The organism is Massilia sp. MS-15, from assembly GCF_020176695.1.
Taxonomy (GTDB): Bacteria; Pseudomonadota; Gammaproteobacteria; order Burkholderiales; family Burkholderiaceae_D; genus Telluria; species Telluria hydrophila.
On the sequence record NZ_JAIWIA010000034.1, the window covers coordinates 70,252 to 91,155 of the forward strand.

16 protein-coding genes and 1 tRNA gene are annotated in these 20,904 nt (G+C 68.6%); 5 read left to right on the top strand and 12 right to left on the bottom strand.

What is annotated here, in order from left to right; all coding sequences use genetic code 11:
• Positions 1-49: 49 nt before the first annotated feature.
• The 4 genes from rsmI (at position 50) to LCI23_RS13955 (ending at position 7,750) form a co-directional block, all read left to right on the top strand.
• Entirely contained in the window at positions 50-955 is a 906-nt protein-coding gene (gene rsmI / locus LCI23_RS13940; RefSeq protein WP_224947049.1) for a 16S rRNA (cytidine(1402)-2'-O)-methyltransferase, read from the top strand.
• Positions 956-1,349: 394 nt separating this feature from the next.
• Entirely contained in the window at positions 1,350-3,974 is a 2,625-nt protein-coding gene (locus LCI23_RS13945; protein WP_224947050.1) for an EAL domain-containing protein, read from the top strand.
• Complete coding sequence (locus tag LCI23_RS13950) at positions 3,971-6,118, top strand: EAL domain-containing protein (RefSeq protein WP_224947051.1); 2,148 nt, start codon at positions 3,971-3,973, stop codon at positions 6,116-6,118. The genes LCI23_RS13945 and LCI23_RS13950 overlap by 4 nt, the downstream gene beginning before the upstream one ends.
• A 12-nt stretch (positions 6,119-6,130) precedes the next feature.
• A complete protein-coding gene (locus LCI23_RS13955; protein ID WP_224947052.1) occupies positions 6,131-7,750 on the top strand; it encodes a methyl-accepting chemotaxis protein in 1,620 nt (539 codons plus the stop codon).
• Between the two features lie 18 nt (positions 7,751-7,768).
• Here the strand turns inward: LCI23_RS13955 and LCI23_RS13960 are convergent, their stop codons facing one another.
• Positions 7,769-7,966, bottom strand: coding sequence for a hypothetical protein (locus LCI23_RS13960; protein WP_224947053.1), 198 nt, complete (start codon positions 7,964-7,966; stop codon positions 7,769-7,771).
• A gap of 132 nt (positions 7,967-8,098) precedes the next feature.
• Between LCI23_RS13960 and LCI23_RS13965 the strand changes: the two genes are divergently transcribed.
• A tRNA-Pro gene (locus tag LCI23_RS13965) sits at positions 8,099-8,175 on the top strand.
• Between the two features lie 84 nt (positions 8,176-8,259).
• On the opposite strand, the gene LCI23_RS13970 is transcribed toward LCI23_RS13965, so the two are convergent.
• From LCI23_RS13970 to LCI23_RS14020, 11 genes are read right to left on the bottom strand one after another with little or no spacing between them, the layout of a single operon-like run.
• A complete protein-coding gene (locus LCI23_RS13970) occupies positions 8,260-9,180 on the bottom strand; it encodes a hydroxymethylglutaryl-CoA lyase (RefSeq protein ID WP_224947054.1) in 921 nt (306 codons plus the stop codon).
• Between the two features lie 5 nt (positions 9,181-9,185).
• Positions 9,186-10,115: a glyoxylate/hydroxypyruvate reductase A gene (locus LCI23_RS13975; protein WP_224947055.1), complete on the bottom strand. Its 930-nt coding sequence runs from the start codon at positions 10,113-10,115 to the stop codon at positions 9,186-9,188.
• A 25-nt stretch (positions 10,116-10,140) separates the two neighbouring features.
• Positions 10,141-12,174: an acetyl/propionyl/methylcrotonyl-CoA carboxylase subunit alpha gene (locus LCI23_RS13980; protein ID WP_224947056.1), complete on the bottom strand. Its 2,034-nt coding sequence runs from the start codon at positions 12,172-12,174 to the stop codon at positions 10,141-10,143.
• A gap of 42 nt (positions 12,175-12,216) precedes the next feature.
• The gene (bioB, locus tag LCI23_RS13985) at positions 12,217-13,263 is read right to left on the bottom strand and encodes a biotin synthase BioB (RefSeq protein ID WP_224947057.1); all 1,047 of its coding nucleotides are present in this window, start codon (positions 13,261-13,263) and stop codon (positions 12,217-12,219) included.
• A 12-nt stretch (positions 13,264-13,275) separates the two neighbouring features.
• Entirely contained in the window at positions 13,276-14,112 is an 837-nt protein-coding gene (gene bioD, locus LCI23_RS13990) for a dethiobiotin synthase (protein ID WP_374041173.1), read from the bottom strand.
• A complete protein-coding gene (bioF, locus tag LCI23_RS13995) occupies positions 14,109-15,296 on the bottom strand; it encodes an 8-amino-7-oxononanoate synthase (RefSeq protein ID WP_224947058.1) in 1,188 nt (395 codons plus the stop codon). The genes bioD and bioF overlap by 4 nt, the downstream gene beginning before the upstream one ends.
• Before the next feature lies 1 nt (position 15,297).
• Positions 15,298-16,641: an adenosylmethionine--8-amino-7-oxononanoate transaminase gene (gene bioA / locus LCI23_RS14000; RefSeq protein WP_224947059.1), complete on the bottom strand. Its 1,344-nt coding sequence runs from the start codon at positions 16,639-16,641 to the stop codon at positions 15,298-15,300.
• Positions 16,642-16,650: 9 nt separating this feature from the next.
• On the bottom strand, positions 16,651-17,436 hold the full coding sequence (locus LCI23_RS14005; RefSeq protein ID WP_224947060.1) for an enoyl-CoA hydratase/isomerase family protein: 786 nt from the start codon (positions 17,434-17,436) through the stop codon (positions 16,651-16,653).
• 25 nt (positions 17,437-17,461) lie between these two features.
• Positions 17,462-19,084, bottom strand: coding sequence for a carboxyl transferase domain-containing protein (locus LCI23_RS14010; RefSeq protein WP_224947061.1), 1,623 nt, complete (start codon positions 19,082-19,084; stop codon positions 17,462-17,464).
• A gap of 30 nt (positions 19,085-19,114) precedes the next feature.
• Complete coding sequence (locus LCI23_RS14015; protein ID WP_224947062.1) at positions 19,115-19,555, bottom strand: YchJ family protein; 441 nt, start codon at positions 19,553-19,555, stop codon at positions 19,115-19,117.
• A 59-nt stretch (positions 19,556-19,614) separates the two neighbouring features.
• Positions 19,615-20,850, bottom strand: a complete 1,236-nt coding sequence (locus LCI23_RS14020; RefSeq protein WP_235584442.1) for a D-amino acid dehydrogenase — start codon at positions 20,848-20,850, stop codon at positions 19,615-19,617.
• Between the last annotated feature and the right edge of the window lie 54 nt (positions 20,851-20,904).

The window sequence follows — 20,904 nt, forward strand, 5'->3', positions numbered from 1 at the left end:
GCGCTTGCCAGCAGTGCCCGGATATTCTTCTTCAGCATCGGAACCCCTTATGACAGAACAGCAGACCATCGACATCGCCCGGCTTCCCGTCATGGGCGAAGCGGCCCAGCAATCCTATCCTACCGCAACGCTGTATGTCGTGGCTACACCGATCGGCAACGTCACCGACATCACGCTGCGCGCCCTGCACCTGCTGGCGCTGGCCGATGTCGTCGCCTGCGAAGACACGCGCAAGACCGGCGCGCTCCTCCAACGCTTCGGGCTGAACAAGCAGACCATCGCCGCCCACATGCACAACGAGCGCGAGGTGGCCGACAAGATCGTCGAGCGCCTGCGGGCGGGCCAGCGGGTGGCGCTGGTGTCGGATGCGGGCACGCCGGCCGTGTCCGACCCCGGCGCGCGCATCGTGGACGCGGTGCGCGCGGCGGGCCTGAACGTGGTGCCGCTGCCGGGACCGTCGGCGGCGATCGCGGCGCTGTCGGCCAGTGGCCTGGTGAACGACCGCTTCCACTTCGTCGGCTTCCTGCCGGCCAAGCCGAAGCAGCGCGAGAGCGCGCTGGCAGCGCTGGTGCGCGAGACCTCGACCCTGGTGCTGTACGAAGCGCCGCACCGCATCGTCGAGTGCGTGGAGGGCTTGACGAGCGTGTTCGAGCCGACGCGCCAGGTGGTGTTCGCGCGTGAGCTGAGCAAGATGTTCGAGGAAGTGCACCGCTGCCCGCTGGGCGAGGCGCTGGCCTGGGTGAAGGCCGACCAGCACCGCGAGCGCGGCGAATTCGTGGTGCTGGTCGAAGGTGCGCTGCGCGCGACCGATGCCGAGGATGCGGAAGCGGAACGCATCCTGCAGATCCTGCTGACGGAGTGCTCGGTCAAGCAGGCGGCCGGCCTGGCGGCGCAGATCACCGGCCGCAAGAAGAACGCGCTGTACGAGCGCGCACTGCAGATCAAGGGCGAATAAGCCGCCCGCCTGTCCCGTCGCGCCCGCTGACCACATGGCGCGACGACTCCTGTTTCTGTTGACGCCGTGCCAGCAGCGTGACGGCTTGTCACATCTTTAACTTGATGACGATTTAGTTAATGAGTTTTTGATTCAGATCAAGTAATTGGTTTGATTGGCATAAATGCCATGCCTACAATATTGCCTTGCATTCACTTAAGTATCCCAAGGGAATTATTGGTGAGTGTGTCGCAATGAGAACTCAACATCGTTACCGTATGTCTTTCGCAGGCAAGCCCCGCTCGTCCGAGCACCGTTCCGGACCGATTGCTGAGTAATCAGGGACCTGGTGGCCCTGGCGTTCGTTCGCCATGCCAGCCGGCAGCAGTTCAATCAACGACGACGGGTAACCGCCATGGTGCAGCACGCGCAGCTTGAGAGTCCGATCCCGGCCACCACACTCGATGAAACGGTCGACACGATCGGACGTGAAATCGGACTCGACCAGCAGGAGGTGGCCGAACGCATGGCCTTCCTCGAACTGCGTCCGGACGACCTGGTCCTGCTGCGCGAACTGCATGCGCTGGCGGAGCAGGACAGCGACACCTTTTCCGACGGCTTCTACGAGCACATCCTGGCCTTTCCCCAGCTGCGCGGCCTGGTCGGGGACGACAGCACCATCCAGCGCCTGAAGCACGCCCAGGCGGCGTATTTCCGCAGCCTGACCGCGGGCGACTACGACGGCGGCTACATCCGCGACCGCCTGCGGGTCGGCCTGGTACACCAGCGCATCGGGCTGGAGCCGAAGTGGTACATCGGGGCCTACCGCAAGTACGTGTCCGGCATGTTCGACCTGTTGTGGTCGCACTTCCATGCCGACCCCGCGCGTTTTCGCGCCATGTGCGACTGCGTGCTGAAAGTCGTGTGCCTCGACATGGGCCTGGCCCTGGACACCTATGCCCATGCCGACCAGCGCAGCGTGGTGCAGCACCAGAACTACCTGGAACAGATCATCGGCGGCATGCCCGCCGGGCTGATCGTCACCGACGGCGGCGGACGGGTGCGCTCGATCAACCAGACGATGCGCGACATGCTCGGCATCCCGGACGACGCGCTGGCTGGACAGCCCGCGCTCGACGCGCTGTTGCCGTCTCCCGAGCTGGCCGAGCGCATGGAGGCGGCGCTGGCATCCGGCGCGCCACAGGATGGGGTAGTGATCACCGTCGATGGCCATGCCGACGGCGTGCGCTACTTCGAATTCAATATCCGCCGCACGCGCCAGGCCGACGAGCAGATCCTGCTGCTGATCGGGCACGACATCACCTTCAGGCGCCAGGCGCGCCTGCGCCTGCAGGAAAGCGAGGAATTCTTCCGCCTCACCTTCACCCAGGCCGCGGTCGGGATCGCCCTGCTGTCGCGCGAAGGGCGCTTCGTGCGGGTCAACCGCAAGCTGACCCAGATCGTCGGCTATACCGAGATCGAACTGCTGCAGCGCTTCGTGCACCAGATCACCTACCAGAACGACCTGCTGGAAGACCGCGCCCTGCTGCGCCAGCTGATCGATGGCGAGATCCGCGACTTCCGGCGCGAGACGCGCTTCGTCTCCAAGCGCGGCAGTCCGATCTGGGTCACGGTCAGCGCCTCTGCCATGCGCGAAGCCCTCAGCGGCGAGCTGCGCCTGATCATCGCGGTGGAGGACATCTCGCGCCGCAAGCAGGCCGAGGAAGCCCTGCTGCGCATGGCCAACCACGACGCGCTGACCGGGCTGCCGAACCGCATCCTGCTGCAGGACCGGCTGTCGCATGCGATCGCCCAGGCCCAGCGCAACGGGCGCCTGGTGGGCGTGATGTTCATCGACCTCGACCGCTTCAAGCACGTCAACGACAGCCTCGGGCACGAGGCCGGCGACCAGATGATCATCGAGATCGCGCGCCGCCTGAGCCGCAGCCTGCGCGAGAGCGACACCGTGGCGCGCCAGGGCGGCGACGAATTCGTCGTGGTGCTGCCGGACCTTGCCGGCGCCGACGATGCGGCGATGGTGGCGCGCAAGGTGCTGGGCGAGCTGTTCCAGCCGCTGATGCTGGCGGGGAACGAGCTGTTCCCGACCGGGAGCATCGGCATCGCCATCTATCCGCGCGACGGCCAGGACCCGACCGCGCTGCTGAAGGCGGCCGATACGGCGATGTACCGTTCCAAGGCCAACGGCGGCAACCATTTCCACTTCTATACCGAAGACCTGGGCATGCGTGCCGAGGAGCACCTGCTCGTCGAGGCGCGCCTGCAGCGTGCGCTGCAGCGCGGCGAACTGCGGCTGCACTACCAGCCCCAGTTCGACGTCGCCAGCGGACGCATCGTCGGCCTCGAGGCCCTGCTGCGCTGGGAGGCCGGCGGCAGGGAGGCGCTGGCGGCCGCCGAGTTCATCGCGCTGGCCGAGGAAACCGGCCTGATCGTGCCGATCGGCGAATGGGCGCTGGCGACCGCGATGCGCCAGCTGGCGGCGTTCGCGCGCCTGGCGCCGGCGCCGCTGCGCATGAGCGTGAACGTCTCGGCGCGCCAGTTCCACCAGCAGGACATCGCCGCCGGGGTCGAGCGCCTGCTGGCGGACACCGGCTGCGACCCGGGCGCGCTGACGCTCGAGATCACCGAGACCCTCCTGATGGAAAGCCCCGGCGCCGCGGCCGAGACGATGGCGCGCCTGTCGCGCCTGGGCATCCAGCTGGCGATCGACGATTTCTGCACCGGCTACTCGAGCCTGGCCAACCTCAGGCGCTTCCCGATCCATGGCATCAAGATCGACCGTTCCTTCATCGCCGACATCCCGGATGACGACGACGCGGCCGCCATCGTGCATGCCGTGATCGCGCTGGCCGGTTCGATGAAGCTCGACGTGGTCGCGGTGGGCGTGGAAACCGCGGCGCAGCAGGCCTTCCTGGAAGCGCATGGCTGCCATCGGATGCAGGGCTACCGCTTCGGCCGGCCGGTGCCGGCGGACGAGATCGAACGCATGCTGCGCCAGGGATGCGTGGACGCGGCGGCATGAACACGCTGCCCTACCGCATGCCGGGCGCACTGCGCCTGGCGCTTCCGGTCGTCCTGCTGGCGGCGCTGGCCTGGGGTGGTACCCGCTTGCTGCCCTGGTCGCCGCACTGGTATCCCCCGCTGCACGCCGTGCTCGAGGCATGCGTGATCGTGCTGGCGCTGCTGGTTTTCGCGCTCGGCGCGCACCGGGCGGGCGGGCGCATGCCGGCCACCCTGGCGCTGCTGTCGTCCGCCGCGCTGGCGCTGGCGCTGCTCGGCATCGGCCACCTGCTGTCGGTGCCGGCACCGGCCGGGAGCGATACGCTGGCCGCGGCCAACGCCGGTGCCGCCTTCTGGCTGGTAGCGCATGGCCTGGGCGCGCTGGTCCTGCTGGCCGCGGCCCTGCTGCCGGAAGGTCGCAGCGCTGGTCCCGCCACGCAGGCCCTGTGCATGCTGGGTGCCTTCGCGGTGGCGGCGGCGGGCTACTGGCTGGCGCTGGTGCGCCCCGGGCTGCTGCCGGCGACCTTCATCGCCGGCATCGGCATGACCGGCTTTGCCCGCGCCTTCGAATGCACGCTGGTGGGCGTCGACCTCGGTGCCGCCCTGCTGCTGGCGCGGCGCGCACGCCGCCATCGTTCGCGCCTCTGGTACTACCTGGCGGCGGCGGCGGCCGTGACGGCACTGAGCGGCATCAGCTTCACGCTGCATCCGGCGCCGGACGCGCCATCGGACCTGCTGGCCCACCTGTACAAGCTGCTGGCTTTCCTGTGCCTGCATCGGGCGCTGTTCGCCGGAACACAGCAGGAGCAACAGCAGGAGCAACAGCAGCGCGCGAAGCCGGCGTCGGCGCCGGCCCCGCGTCCCGCGCTGCCGGACCGCTATCGTGCGCTGGACGCGCTGGCCGGCGCCATCGCCGCCGCGCGCCGCGACGGCGGTTCGGTGGCGGTGATCGTGCTCGACATTAACGGCTTCCGCAAGATCAACAGCCACCATGGCTGGGGCAGCGGCGACCAGGTGCTGCACGAATGCGTGGCGCGGCTGTCGGCCCGGCTGGCGGCGGGCGACCTGCTCGCGCACCAGGGCGGCAACGAATTCATCGTCGTGTGCCGGCAGGCCGACCGCGAGCAGGCGGCGGCGCTCGCGCGCGACTTGCAGGAGTCGATGCGCCTGCCCTTCGCGCCGGGCGGCCACTGCGTGTTCCTGTCGGCCAGCGCCGGCATCGCGCTGCTGCCCGCCGAACCCTGCCAGGCCAGCCAGCTGCTGCAGATGGCGCAGCTGGCCAGCGCCAGCGCGCGCCACGAGGGCCCGGCCCACCTGTGCTTCTACACGGCGCGCATGGGGGGAGCGATGCGCGAGCGCATCGGCATGGAAACCATGCTGTGCCAGGCGATCGCGCGCCGCGAATTCGTGCTCCAGTACCAGCCGCGGATCGGCATGATGGACGGGCGCATGGTCGGGGTCGAGGCCCTGGTGCGCTGGCGCCATCCGGAGCTCGGCCTGCTGGCGCCGGGGCGCTTCATCCCGCTGGCCGAAGAAAGCGGCTTGATCAACGAACTCGACATGTGGGTCTTGCGCGAAGCCTGCGTCCGCGCCGCCGCCTGGTGCGCGCAGGGCCTGTTCAGCGGCCGCATGTCGGTCAACCTGTCGGCCCGCCAGTTCCAGCAGCCGGGCCTGGCGCAGCGGGTGCGCGCCGTGCTGGCCGACAGCGGCCTGGCGCCGGCCGCGCTCGAACTCGAGATCACCGAGAGCACCGTCATGCACGACACCGAGGATGCTGCCGACGTGCTGCGTTCGCTGCGCGCGCTGGGCGTGACCGTGTCGATCGACGACTTCGGCACCGGCTATTCCTCGCTGAGCTATCTGAAGCGCTTTCCGCTCGACGTGCTGAAGATCGACCGCGCCTTCGTGCGCGACCTGGATGGCGACGCCACCGGCGCGGCGATCGTCCGCGCCATCATCACCCTGGCCCATTCGCTCGGCCTGTCGGCAGTGGCGGAAGGGGTCGAGACGGCCGAGCAGGTGGCCTTCCTGAAGGAGAACGGCTGCGACGAGGTCCAGGGCTACTACTTCAGCCGGCCGGCCTGGCCCGACGAGATCGCGCGCCTGCTGGCGCAGGCCCCGGGCGTGTGTTCAAGCGCATCACCCCATCCTGTCGTTCAACCCTAGTCCAACATGCTCATGCGTCTATTCAATCAACTCAGCATCAAAGTCCGTCTCCTGCTCGTCATCGGCCTGCTCGGGGCCGAGCTGCTCATCGGCGCCGCCGTCGGCCTGTTCAGCCTGGGGCAGGCCAACGACGCGCTGCAGGCCATGTACAGCGACCGCCTGGTGCGCCTGGGACAGCTCGACCAGGTCGTGCGCAGGCTGAACCGCAACCAGTTCGACGTCACCGAAGCCCTGACCGTCGATCCCGGCTCCGTGCCGGCCCTGCTCGAGGACGTCGAGCGCAACCGCGCCGTGATCGATGCGCAATGGACGGCGTATACCGCCGGCGGCCTCGCCGGACGCGAGCGCGAAGCCGCCGAGCGCTTCCTGCAGGCCCGCAGCGCTTTCGTCGAGCGCGGCCTGGAGCCAACCGTGGCGGCCTTGCGTGCCGGCGACCTGGAGCGTGCGAAACAGCTCGTGCACGGTCCGCTGGTCGAACTGTTCAGGCCCGCGGCGGCCGGCATCGACGGGCTGATCCAGCTACACCTGGAAGAAGCCAGGCATTCCTACGAGGCCTCGCGCCAGCGCTATGAACTGGTGCGTGTGGTCTGCCTGGGCGGCATGGCCCTGGGCCTGTTGCTGGCCGGCGTCATCGGCGCCGTGCTGGTGCGCGGCATCGTGGCGCCGCTGGAACAGGCGGTGCGCATCGCCGGCGCCGTGGCCGACGGCGACCTGACGCGTGAGATCCGGATAGGCGGCAGCGACGAAACCGGCCGCCTGATGCAGGCCCTGAGCGACATGAACGCGGGCCTGGCGGCCATTGTCGGCCGGGTGCGCGGCGGCACCGACACCATCGCCACCGCTTCCAGCCAGATCGCGGCGGGTAACCTGGACCTGTCGGCGCGCACCGAGCAGCAGGCCGCCTCGCTGGAAGAGACCGCGGCGTCGATGGAGGAGCTGACCACGACCGTGCGCCAGAACGCCGACAATGCGCGCCAGGCCAACGAACTGGCGCAGTCGGCGTCGGCGGTGGCCGACAAGGGCGGGCAGGTGGTGGCGCAGGTGGTGCACACCATGGCCGCGATCGATGCCTCGGCCGGGCGCATCGGCGACATCACGGGAGTGATCGACAGCATCGCGTTCCAGACCAATATCCTGGCCCTGAACGCGGCGGTGGAAGCCGCGCGCGCGGGTGAGCAGGGGCGCGGCTTCGCGGTGGTGGCGAGCGAGGTGCGCAGCCTGGCGCAGCGCAGCGCCGCCGCGGCCAAGGAAATCAAGGCGCTGGTCGACGCGTCGGTGCGCACCGTGGGCGAAGGTTCGGCCCTGGTCGAGCAGGCCGGCGCCACCATGGAAGAGATCGTGGGCAGCGTCGGCCGCGTCACCGACATCATGGGCGAGATCCTGGCGGCCAGCCAGGAACAGAGCGCCGGCATCGAGCAGGTGAACCGGGCCATCATCCAGATGGACCACGCCACCCAGCAGAACGCGGCCCTGGTCGAGCAGGCTTCGGCCGCGGCCCAGGCCCTGCGCGAAGAGGCGGACAGCCTGGCGCAGGCGGTAGGCACGTTCCGCCTGCGGGTGCCGGGAACGATGGCGGCGGCCGGCGAGGGTGCAGCGAACGAGAACCCGGTCAGGCTGCTGGCGCCGGCCTGAGCCCGCGCCGGGGAGGGCTCAGGCGAGCGCCTCCTTGGCGGCCTGTTCGGGCGTCAGGCCATCGTAGAACTGGTCCATGAACCACTCGACCTGTTCCTCGATGTGGTCCTGGGCCTGGCGCACGGTGGCGCCGCCGGCGACCAGGAAGCCTTCTACTTCGGTGCACCACTGGATGAAGGCCAGCGTTTCTTCGTCCAGTTCTTCTTTCTTTGCCATCTGGGTTCCTGGTGGTTGCGGGTAGTGGCGATTATAGCCGCCGCCCGGTGTGTGCCGAAGAATGCGGCGTCCGGGCTTATTTTGCCGGTAAGCCTTGACCGCGTCACCCCGGCAGGGTATGATCTTTCTTCTCGGAGTGTAGCGCAGCCCGGTAGCGCATCTGGTTTGGGACCAGAGGGTCCAAGGTTCGAATCCTTGTACTCCGACCAGCTTCAAGGAAAAAGCCGACAGCCACGCTGTCGGCTTTTTTCGTTTGTGGAAGGTGCATGGACGGCGCCAGCCGTCCACCCTGTTCAGCCGGCGCGCTTGGCCAGCAATGCGTTGCCGGCGCGGCTCGCGCCCTTGCGACCCAGCGCCTGCGCAATGAACTGTCCCGCATCCACCACCTGGTCGAGATCGACGCCGGTCTCGATGCCCAGGCCATTCAGCATGTACAGCACGTCCTCGGTGGCGACATTGCCGGTCGCGCCCTTGGCATACGGGCAGCCGCCCAGGCCCGATACCGAGGAGTGGAAGATCGCCACGCCAACTTCCAGCGCCGCGTAGATGTTCGCCAGTGCCTGGCCATAGGTGTCGTGGAAGTGGCCCGACAGCTGCGCCAGCGGGAATTCCTGCGCCGCGCGCAGCATCACGGCCTGGGTCTGGCGCGGGGTCGCCACGCCGATGGTGTCGGCGATGTCGATCTCGTCGCAACCGAGTTCGCGCATGCGGCTGACCACGTCGGCCACGGCATCGAGCGGCACCTCGCCCTGGTAGGGGCAGCCGAAGGCGGTGCTGATCGAGCCGCGCAGGCGCAGGCCACTGGCCTTGGCCGCCTGCGCCACCGGCGCGAAGCGCGCGATCGATTCCGCGATCGAGCAGTTGATGTTCTTTTGCGAGAAGGCTTCCGAGGCCGAGCCGAAGATCACGACTTCGTCGGCTTTCGCCGCCAGTGCCGCCTCGAAGCCCTGCATGTTCGGCGTCAGTGCCGAGTAGATCGTGCCCGGCAGGCGCTCGATGCCGGCCATGACCTCGCGGCTGGTGGCCATCTGCGGCACCCACTTGGGCGACACGAACGAGGCCGCCTCGACATTCGGCATGCCGGCGCGCGCCAGGCGGTTCACCAGTTCGATTTTCACATCGGCCGACAAGGCCTCTTTCTCGTTCTGCAGGCCGTCGCGCGGCCCCACTTCGACGATCTTGACCCGCTGCGGCAGGCTGGCTTGCTGTGTCATTGCTTTCAATATCCTAGGTCGCGGTCGACGACGTCGTCGATGGGTTGGCCGCTCTCCAGTTTCCTGATCTTGTCCAGGATCTGGCGCACGGCGTCGTGGCGCACGGTGAGCGCTGAGATGTGCGGGGTGATGCTGATGCGCGGCTCGTTCCAGAACGGATGCGGGGCCGGCAGCGGTTCGTGGCGGAACACGTCCAGGGTGGCGCCGGCGATGTGGCCGGAGCGGATCAGGGTCATCAGGTCGGGCTCGGCCAGGATGGCCCCGCGCGAGACGTTGATCAGGTAGGCGCCCGGCTGCAGCTTGCCCAGATTGTGGCGGTCGAGCAGGTTGGCCGTCTCGGGGGTGAGCGGCAGCATGCAGACCAGCACCCGGGTGGCGCGCAGGAAGGGATCCAGCCCGTCGTTGCCGTGGAAGCAGTCGACGCCCGGGATGTCCTTGGGCGTGCGGCTCCAGCCGCGCACCGGGAAGCCGAACAGGCGCATCGCCTCGACCACCGGCAGGCCGAGCCGGCCCAGGCCCATGATTCCCACCGAAAAATCCTGCTTGGGCGTGAGCGGCAGCGGATCCCACACGCCGTGGCGCGCCTGCTGCTCGTAGTCGTCGAAGTGGCGGTAGTAGCGCAGTACCGCGTGCGCCACGTATTCCGCCATCTGCACGCCCATGCCGGCGTCGCCCAGGCGCACGATCGGCACCGGGGGCAGGGCATCGCCCAGCTTGAGCAGGGCATCGACGCCGGCGCCCATCAGGAAGATCGCCCGCACGTGCGCCAGCTGGTCGAGCAGGGCCGGGGTGGGGCTCCACAACACCGCGTAGTCGCAGCGCGGCAGGCTGTCGCCTTCATGCCAGGCGACGGTGTCGACCTGCGGCATGGCGGCGGCGAACTCGCGCGCCCAGGGCTCGATCACGCCGTCGCCGCGGTACAGGAGTATGCGCATGTCTCCCCCTTGTTGTCGGTTGCTGTTATGCCGCCGCCTTGAACGCCAGCAGCGGCGCGCCGTCCGCGACCTGGTCGCCGACCTGGTACAGCACGTCTTCCACCAGCCCGTCGCTCGGCGCGGCAATCGTGTGCTCCATCTTCATCGCTTCCATGATCACCAGCGGCTCGCCCTTCCTGACCTCCTGGCCGGACGAGGCCAGCACCGCCACCACCTTGCCCGGCATCGGCGCGGTCAGGCGTCCGCCGGCCGTTTCCAGCTCGCCGGCGTGGGCCATCGGGTCATTGTACGCCAGCGTGTAATGACGGCCGCCCGTGAACACGTGGAACAGCTCGCCGTCGCGGCGCACGCTGCCGTGCAGCGCGGTCTCGCCCAGCCGGATGCTCAGTTCGGCGCCGGCGCGGCGTACCAGCGTGACCGGCTGGCGCTCGCCATTGACGTCGATCTGCCAGCCGTGCGCGCCCGCGCCGCCGTACACCAGGCCCACCTGGTAGCCCTGCGCGCCGCTGAACTCATCGGTGAAGGACAGGCTGCGGCGGTAGGCGCTGTTCATGCGCCAGCCGCTGGCCCGGGCCCATGGATCGGCCGGGTTGCCCGAGACTGGCGCCGCTTCCGCGCTGGCCAGCGCCAGCGCGGCCAGCGCCAGCGCGCCCAGCGGGGCGGCACTCGGCGCCGGGCACAGGGTGGCGCCATGGCGCTCGATCAGGCCGGTGTCCAGGTCGGCGCTGGAAAACGCCTCGCCTTCCACCAGGCGCTTCAGGAAGGCGATGTTGGTGGCCAGGCCGACGATCTGGAACTCGCTCAGGGCCTGCGACAGGCGCGCCAGGGCCTGGGTGCGGTCCGCGCCCCAGACGATCAGCTTGGCGATCATGGGGTCGTAGAAAGGGGAAATCGCATCGCCTTCGCGCACGCCGGAATCGACCCGCACGGCGGCGGGATGGCTGCCGTCGGCACCGAGCTCGAACTCGACCGCGTGCGGCGCGTCCATGTGGCGCAGCGTACCGATCGAGGGCAGGAAGCCTTTTTCCGGATTTTCGGCGTACACCCGCGCCTCGATCGCATGGCCGTGGATCGCCAGCTCGTGCTGCCGCTTCGGCAGCGGCTCGCCAAAGGCCACGCGCAGCTGCCACTCGACCAGGTCGGTGCCGGTGATCATTTCGGTGACCGGGTGTTCCACCTGCAGGCGGGTATTCATCTCCATGAAGTAGAAGGAGCCGTCCTGGTTGGCGATGAATTCCACGGTGCCGGCGCCCACGTAGCCAACCGCGCGCGCCGCGTTCACGGCCGCTTCGCCCATGGCGGCGCGGCGCTCCGGCGGCATGCCGGGCGCCGGCGCTTCTTCCAGCACCTTCTGGTGGCGGCGCTGCACCGAGCAGTCGCGCTCGTGCAGGTAGACGCAGTTGCCGTGGCTGTCGGCGAATACCTGGATCTCGATGTGGCGCGGGCGGATCAGGTATTTCTCGACCAGCACCTTGTCGTCGCCGAAGGAGCTGATCGCTTCGCGCTTGCAGGACGCCAGCGCGGCCTCGAAGTCTTCCGACCGCTCCACCACGCGCATGCCCTTGCCGCCGCCGCCGGCGCTGGCCTTGAGCAGCACCGGATAGCCGATGCGGTCGGCCTGTTCGCGCAGGAAAGCGGGTTCCTGCCTGTCGCCGTGGTAGCCCGGCACCAGGGGAACGTTGGCGCCTTCCATCAGCTGCTTGGCGGCCGACTTCGAACCCATCGCGCGCATCGAGGAACCCGGCGGGCCGATGAAGACCAGGCCGGCCGCCTGCACGGCTTCCGCAAACTCCGCGTTCTCCGACAGGAAACCGTAGCCCGGGTGGATCGCCTGGGCGCCCGTGGCCAGCGCCACCGCGATGATCTTCTGCCCGCGCAAATAGCTGTCCTTGGCGGCGGCCGGGCCGATCAGGACCGCCTCATCACAGACCGCCACGTGTTTCGAGTCCGCGTCGGCTTCCGAATACACGGCGACGGTGCGGATACCCATGCGGCGCGCGGTGGCGGCGACACGGCAGGCGATTTCGCCACGGTTGGCGATGAGGATCTTGGTGAACATGCGTTGGTCTTTCGCTTCTGGTTGTTCGAATGGTTTGCGTGATCAGCAGCCGCAGGCCGCCTTCGGCGCAGCGTCGAGCGTGGCGGCGCGCGTCTTAAGGCCCAGCTTCTCGAGCAGCACGCGGTCGTCGTCCGCCTCCGGGTTGCCGGTGGTGAGCAGCTTGTCGCCGTAGAAAATGGAATTGGCGCCGGCCATGAAGCACATCGCCTGCACCGCCTCGCCCAGTTCGCGGCGGCCGGCCGACAGGCGCACCCGCGCCTGCGGCATGGTGATGCGGGCCACCGCGATGGTGCGCACGAATTCGATCGGGTCGAGCTTCTCGATGCCGTGCAGCGGCGTGCCTTCCACCTGCACCAGGTGGTTCACCGGGACCGATTCCGGATACGGGTTCAGGTTGGCCAGCTGGGCGATCAGGCCGGCGCGCTGGGTGCGCGTCTCGCCCATGCCGACGATGCCGCCGCAGCAGACCTTCAGGCCGGCGCTGCGCACGCGGCCCAGGGTATCCAGGCGGTCCTGGTATTCGCGGGTCGAGATCACGTTGTCGTAGAAATCGGGCGCGGTGTCGATGTTGTGGTTGTAGTAGTCCAGGCCCGCGTTCTTCAGCTGCTCGGCCTGGCCTTCTTCCAGCATGCCCAGGGTGGCGCAGGTTTCCATGCCCAGCGCCTTCACTTCGCGCACCATGGTTTCGACCTTCTCCATGTCGCGCTCCTTCGGGCTGCGCCAGGCCGCGCCCATGCAGAAGCGGGTGGCGCCGCTGGCTTTCGCCTGGCGCGCCGCGTCCAGCACGGTGTCCAGGTCGAGGATTTTTTTCGCTTCCACGCCGGTGTCGTAGCGCGCGGCCTGCGGGCAGTAGCCGCAGTCCTCTTCGCAGCCGCCGGTCTTGATCGACAACAGGGTGGCCAGTTCGACGTCGCCGTCCGGGAAGCTGGCGCGGTGCGCTTCCTGGGCGCGGTGCATCAGTTCATTGAAAGGCAGCTCGAACAGGGCCAGCACATCGGCCAACGGCCAGGTGGCGTTGTCGGGCTGTTTGATGCTCACCGGGCGATGTAGTGCGATCGTGTTCTGGGCGGCGGTATTGGTGTGGGACATCTCGGTTCTTCCTCAGGTCTGGACGCGCGGAGAATGCCAGCCCGGCAATCCCGCGAGGTCGATGTATTCTGCGGCGGCTTGCGCCGTCGGGTTTTCCAGGCGGGGCACATGGCCCAGCAGCGGCGCCGGAATGCGTTGTTCCAGCGCCTCGATGTTTTCGCGCGCGAAGCGCATGTCCGGATCGGCGGTATTCGCGACCCAGCCGGCCAGCACCAGGCCGCGCGCCACGATGGCCTCGACGGTCAGCAGCGCGTGGCTGATGCAGCCCAGGCGCAGGCCCACCACCAGGATCACCGGCAGGTTCAGCTGCGCGGCCAGGTCGGCGCTGTCGAAGTCGTCGTTGAAAGGCACGCGAAAGCCCCCCACGCCCTCGACCACGACGGCATCCGAGGCCGCCTGGATCTCGGTGTAGGCGGCCAGGATCGGCACCGGCTCGATGGTCACGCCCTCGAGCGCGGCGGCGATGTGGGGCGCGGCCGCTTCCTTCAGCATGAAGGGCGTGGTGATGCTGGAGGGCAGGTGCACGTTGCCGGCCGCGCGCAGCAGGTCGGCGTCCTCGTTGTGCAATTCGCCATCGACCAGCGCGGCGCCGGCCGCGACCGGCTTCATGCCGCAGGCGCGGCGGCCGCTGGCGGCCAGCTTGTGCAGGATCGCGGCCGAGACCAGGGTCTTGCCGATCTCGGTATCGGTGCCGGTGACAAAACAGCAGAAGCGCGTGGGCATGCCATCGGCCGCCAGCGCCTCCGGCTGCGGCGCCGTGGCCGCTGCGTCCGCGGGGCCGGTCGTGGCCGGAGCCGTCACGATCGGCGTCAGCGCGACCGGCTGGTCTGGTTCGTTCAGGTTGTTCATGCGGTGGCCCTTTCCAGTTCGTTCAGCGCGCGCGCCAGCTGCGCGACCTCGTCGTGGGTATGCGCCGCGCACAGGGTCACGCGCAGGCGCGCCGTGCCCGCCGCCACGGTAGGCGGACGGATCGCGGGCACCCACAGGCCCTGCTCGTACAGGCCGGCCGCCACGCGCAAGGCATCGTCGTTGCCGCCGATGATGAGCGGCTGGATCGCGGTGCCCGATGCCAGCAGCCGCCAGCGCCGCGGGCGCAGGGCGTCCTGCAGGTGCGCCACCAGCGCCGCCAGGTGGGCGCGGCGCTGCGCGCCTTCCGCACCGCCGATGATGTCGAGGCTGGCCTGCAGCGCATGCGCCAGCGCCGGCGGCGCGGCGGTGGTGTAGATGTAGGGGCGGGCGCGCTGCACCAGCAGTCCGATCACGCTGGCATGCGCGGCAACAAAAGCGCCGCCCACGCCGGCCGCCTTGCCGAGGGTGCCGATGTAGACCAGCTGCGGTGAATGCAGGCCGAAGTGCTCGAGGGCGCCGCGCCCGGTTGCGCCCAGCACGCCGAAGCCATGCGCGTCGTCCACCACCAGCCAGGCGCCGTGGCGCTCGCACAGGGCCAGCAGGGCCGGCAGCGGCGCCAGGTTGCCGTCCATGCTGAACACGCTGTCGGTGACGACGATTCTGGTGGCGGCGCTGCTGGCGGCCAGCTGCGCATCGAGCGCGTCCAGGTCGCCGTGCGGGTAGATGCTGACGCCGGCCCGTGCCAGGCGCGCGCCGTCGATCAGCGAGGCGTGGTTCAGCGCTTCCGAGAAGATCATCGCGTCGGCGTCCGCGCCGAGCGCGGTCAACACGGCCAGGTTGGCCATGTAGCCGGTGCACAGGTAGAGCGCGCGCGCCTGCTCGATGTAGGGCGCCATCCAGTCGCCGAAGCGCGCTTCCAGCAGCGCGTGCGCGCGGCTATGGCCGCTCACCAGGTGCGAGGCGCCGCTGCCGGCGCCATAGCGCGCGGCACCCTCGCGCAGTGCCTCGACCACCGCCGGATGGGCAGCCAGGCCCAGGTAGTCGTTGCTGCAGAAGGCCAGCAGCGGGCGGCCGTCCACCACCTGGCGCGGCGCGCAGGGACTGTCGGCCACGCGCCGGCGCCGCGTGAGGCTGTGCGCGGCCAGGGTGTCGAGCTTGCGGTTGACGGCGTCGATCAGGTTCATCTCAGTGCGCGATCACGGTGTCGAACACCTTTTGCGTGCGCGCCGCCAGGCCGGCCACTTCTTCCTCGTCCAGCACATAGGGCGGCATCAGGTAGACGGTGCGTCCGATCGGGCGCAGCAGCAGTTCGTGCTCCACCGCGGCCGTGAAGAAGCGCCGCGCGAAGCTGGAGGCGCGCGCGGCATCGGGCTCGACCGCATCGAACGCGAAGATCATGCCGCGCTGGCGGAAGTGGCGGACGCGCTCATGCTCGGCCAGCGGCGCCAGCGCGATGGTCAGCTTCGTGGCCAGCTCGCGGTTGCGGTTCAAGACGTCGTCCTGCTCGAAGATGTCGAGCGTGGCCAGGGCCGCGCGGCAGGCCAGCGGATTGCCCGTGTACGAGTGCGAATGCAGGAAGCCGCGCGTGATGTCTTCGCTGTAGAACGCCTGGTAGACGGCGTCGCTGCTCAAGACCAGCGACAGTGGCAGGTAGCCGCCGCTGATGCCTTTCGACAGGCACAGGAAGTCGGGCCAGATGGCCGCCTGCTCGCAGGCGAAGAAGGTGCCGGTGCGTCCGCAGCCGACCGCGATCTCGTCGGCGATCAGGTGCACGTGATGCTGGTCGCACAGTTCGCGCAGCAGTTCCAGGTAGAGCGGATCGTACATGGCCATGCCGGTGGCGCACTGCACCAGCGGCTCGACGATGATCGCCGCGATCCTGTCGCCGCGCTGCTCGAACAGGCTGCGCACGTCCCCGATCGCGCGGCGCGCCACGTCCTGGGCCGATTCGCCTTCCTGGGCATTGCGCGCGTCCGGCGCCGGCACCACGTGCGCGGCGCGCAGCAGCGGACCATAGGCGTCCTTGAACAGGGGCACGTCGGTGACCGACAGCGCGCCGATCGTCTCGCCGTGGTAGCTGCCCTGCAGGCAGACGAATTCCTGCTTGGCCGAATAGCCGCCGTTGCGCCAGAAGTGAAAGCTCATCTTCATCGCGATCTCGACCGCCGAGGCGCCGTCCGAGGCGTAGAAGGCGTGGCCGAGATTGTAGCCGGTGAGGGCGGCCAGCTTTTCCGACAATGCGATCACCGGCTCGTGGGTGAAGCCGGCCAGCATCGCGTGCTCCAGCCTGTCCAGCTGGTCCTTCAGGGCCGCGTTGATGCGCGGGTTGGCGTGGCCGAACAGGTTCACCCACCAGGAGCTGATGCCGTCCAGGTAGCGCCGGCCTTCATGGTCGTATAGCCACGGGCCCTTGCCATGGCTGACCGCGATCAGCGGCACCTCTTCGTGGTGCTGCATCTGGGTGCACGGGTGCCACACGCTGCGCAGGCTGCGTGCGATCCAGTCGGAAGAGCTCTGCGGCTTGTGCATGGTACGGTCCTAGTTCAGCCAGCCCGGCTTGCGCTTCTCGAGGAAGGAAGCGACGCCTTCGCGGCCCTCCAGCGAGGCGCGGATTTCCGCGATGCGGCCGGCGGTGTCAAGCAGCAGCGCGTCGTCCACCGGCTGGCCCACGACCTCGCGCACCAGCTTTTTCGCCTCGCGCACGGCGTTCGGGCTGTTGCCCACCAGGGCCTTGACGATGCCGGCCACGGTGGCGTCCAGCGCTTCCGGCGCCACGACTTCGTGGGCGAAGCCGATGCGGCGCGCCTCGATCGCGTCGAAGCGCTCGGCCGTGAGGAAGTAGCGGCGCGACGCCTGCTCGCCCATCGCCTTGATGACGTAGGGAGAGATCGTGGCCGGGATCAGGCCCAGCTTCACTTCGGACAGGCAGAAGTGCGCCAGCTCGCTGGCGACCACGATGTCGCAGGCCGCCACCAGGCCCATGCCGCCGGCGTAGCAGTCGCCCTGCACCTTGGCCACGACCGGCTTCGGGCACAGGTAGATGGTGCGCAGCATGTCGGCCAGGCGCGCGGCGTCCTGCTGGTTCTCGCTGTGCGAATAGCCGGCCATCTTCTTCATCCAGTTCAGGTCGGCCCCGGCGCAGAAGGCCGGGCCGTTCGCGGCCAGCACGATGGCGCGCACGGTCTCCATGCGGCCGAGTTCTTCGAACGCCAGGGCCAGTTCGGCGATGGCATGCTCGTTGAAGGCATTGCGCAGGTCCGGACGGTTCAGGGTGACGGCGGCCACCTTGTCGTCGATGGAGACGGTGAGGGTCTGGTATTCCATTGTCAAGTATCCTTTACATCCGCGCTTACATGCGGAATACGCCGAACTTCGTTTCTTCGATCGGCGCGTTCAGCGCGCTTGATAAACCCAGGCCCAGCACGGTGCGGGTATCGGCCGGGTCGATCACGCCGTCGTCCCACAGGCGCGCGCTGGCGTAATACGGGTGGCCCTGGTGCTCGTACTGTTCCTTGATCGGCTGCTTGAAGGCGGCTTCTTCCTCGGGCGACCACTGGCCGCCGCGCGCTTCGATGCCGTCGCGCTTGACGGTCGCCAGCACCGAGGCGGCCTGGTCGCCGCCCATCACGGAAATGCGCGCGTTCGGCCACATCCACAGGAAGCGCGGCGAGAAGGCGCGGCCGCACATGCCGTAGTTGCCGGCGCCGAAAGAGCCGCCGATGATCACGGTGAACTTCGGCACCGAGGCGGTGGCGACTGCCGTCACCATCTTGGCGCCGTTGCGGGCGATGCCTTCGTTCTCGTACTTGCGCCCGACCATGAAGCCGGTGATGTTCTGCAGGAACACCAGCGGGATCTTGCGCTGGCAGCACAGTTCGATGAAGTGGGCGCCCTTCAGCGCCGACTCCGAGAACAGGATGCCGTTGTTGGCGATGATGCCGACCTTCATGCCGTAGATGTGGGCGAAGCCGCACACCAGGGTCGTGCCGTATCTCGCCTTGAACTCGTCGAACTCGCTGCCATCGACCACGCGCGCGATCACTTCGCGCACGTCGAAGGGTTTGCGGGTGTCGACCGGGATCACGCCGTACAGTTCTTCCGGTGCGTACTTCGGCTCGACCGGGCCACGAGAGGCGCTTTCGCGCAGCGCGCCCTGCACCGGTTTCACGCGGTTCAGGTTCGAGACGATGGTGCGCGCCAGCGACAGCGCATGCAGGTCGTCCTTGGCCAGGTGGTCGGCCACGCCCGACAGGCGGGTGTGGACGTCGCCGCCGCCCAGGTCCTCGGCGGTGACGACTTCGCCGGTGGCTGCCTTCACCAGGGGCGGGCCGCCCAGGAAGATGGTGCCCTGTTCCTTGACGATGATCGATTCGTCGCTCATGGCGGGCACGTAGGCGCCGCCGGCGGTGCAGGAACCCATCACCACCGCGATCTGCGGGATGCCTTTTGCCGAAAGATTCGCCTGGTTATAGAAGATGCGTCCGAAGTGGTCGCGGTCGGGGAACACGTCGTCCTGGTTCGGCAGGTTGGCGCCGCCCGAATCGACCAGATAGATGCAGGGCAGGTGGTTCTGCTCGGCGATCTCCTGGGCGCGCAGGTGCTTCTTCACCGTCATCGGGTAGTAGGTGCCGCCCTTGACGGTGGCGTCGTTACAGACGATCACGCACTCCTGACCGCTCACCCTGCCGATGCCGGTGATGATGCCGGCGCTCGGCGCCGCGCCCTCGTACATCTCGTAGGCGGCCAGTTGGGAGAACTCGAGGAAGGGCGTGCCCGGATCGAGCAGCATTTGCACGCGGTCGCGCGGCAGCAGCTTGCCGCGCGCGACGTGCTTGCTGGACGCGGCTTCGCCGCCGCCTTGCGCCATCTGCGCCACCTTGGCGCGCAGGTCGTCCACGATCAGCTGCATGGCCGCCGCGTTTGCCTTGAAATCCTCGCCGCGCGGGTTGAGTTTGCTCTCGATCTGGGGCATTGCCGTCCTCTATGGTCTCTTGACTTTTGTTTATTCCGGGAAACTTCCGTCCACGTAGTACCAGCGCGGCGCCCCGGTGGCCGGGTCGGGCTCGCGCCGGAAGCGGCTCACTTCGTGCAGCCGGTGCGCACGTCCGCCCAGCTTGAATCGGGCGACGAATTCGACGGTATCGCTATCTGGATCATCCGGCAAATCTACTTTACGTTGACGTAAACGTAAAGCAGATTTTACCTCAAGTCCGAGCCAGCGGATCGGCTCTTTTTCATCGAGGATGGGCTCGGCCGGGCGGGTGCTGGGGTGCCAGGTAGCCAGCAGGTAGGCGCCGTTCTTCTGCGTATAGGCCGTGTAGCGCGAGCGCATCAGCGCCTCGGCCGTGGGCGGCAGGGCGCTGCCTGCGATAAAGGGGCCGCAGCAGGCGGCCAGCGACGGGCCGCCGCAGGGGCAGGCGTCGGGGGTGGTCATTTTGGACATGCCGGCATTATCCGCCATTTCGGCGGACGGATAATGCGTAGCGGGTAAGCTGCGCGGATTCAGGTGCGCAGCGTCAGGCCGTCCAGGCTGAAGGGCGGCGCTTCACCGCGCATGGCACCGGCCAGCAGGCTCGCGCTGCCGCAGGCGAAGGTGAAGCCGAGCGGCCCGTGGCCCACGTTCAGCCACAGGTTGCGGTAGGGCGTGGCGCCGATGATCGGGGCGCTGCTCGGGGTGGCCGGGCGCAGGCCGGCCCACACCGAGACCTGCGAATAGTCGGCCGCGCGCGGCATGGTTTCCCTCACCTGGCGCGTCAGGCCGTCGACCCGCTTTGCGTCGTGGCGCAGGTCTTCTCCCACCATGTCGACCATGGCCGCCACCCGCAGCTTGTCGCCAATGCGCGCGTACAGCACCTTGCGCTCGAAGTCGGTGACGCTGATCTCGGGCGCCACGTCGTCGGCGCGGATCGGCGCGGTCAGGCTGTAGCCCTTGAGCGGATACAGCGGCAGCCTGATGCCGACGCTGTCGGACAGGCTGCGGCTCTGGATGCCGGCGGCCAGCACGTAGCTGTCGGCCTGGAGCAGGCCCGTATCGAGCTCGACACCGGTGATGCCGCGCTTGTCCGCCAGCAGGCGGCGTGCCTCGCCCTGCACGAAGCCCTGGAAGTTCGGGTGCTCGCGCAGGCGCGCGGCCAGCGCCAGGCAGAAGGCGTGACAGTCGGCCACTGCCTCGCCGCTGTTGTAGATGCCGCCGGCCAGCAGGGGCTCGGCCGCGGCCAGGGCCGGCTCGCGCGCGGCGCATTCGGCGGCCGACCAGATCTCGCCGGCGCCGGCCTTGCCGGCCGCCTTCTGGAACAGGTCGCGCGAGCGGTACACCACCAGCTTGCCGGCATCGCGCCAGTCGAAGTCCTCGAGCGGCACCGTCACTTCGAGCTGCTTCATGGCCTGGCGCGACAGTTCGCCCAGCTCCAGCAGCTTGGCCGTGGTCTTGCGGTTGACATCGGCGCGGCAGTGCGCGAGAAAACTGAGGAGCCAGCGGTACTGGCGCAGGTCGGCCTCGGGACGGAAATGCAGCGGCCCGGTTTCCTGGAACATCCATTGCAGGGCCTTCAGGGGCACGCCCTGGTCGGCCAGCGGCGATACGTAGCGGTAGCTGAGCTGTCCGCCATTGCCATAGCTCGCCCCGCTACCGACTTGCGCGGCGCGTTCGAGGACGGTGACGCGGTAGCCGGCCTGCGCCAGCCACCAGGCGGAGGTCAGGCCGACCACGCCGCCACCGATGACGATGATTTGCTGCATTCTAAACTCTTCTTCTTGTAGGATGGATGGAGCTTAGGCGCAGGCCCGCATGGG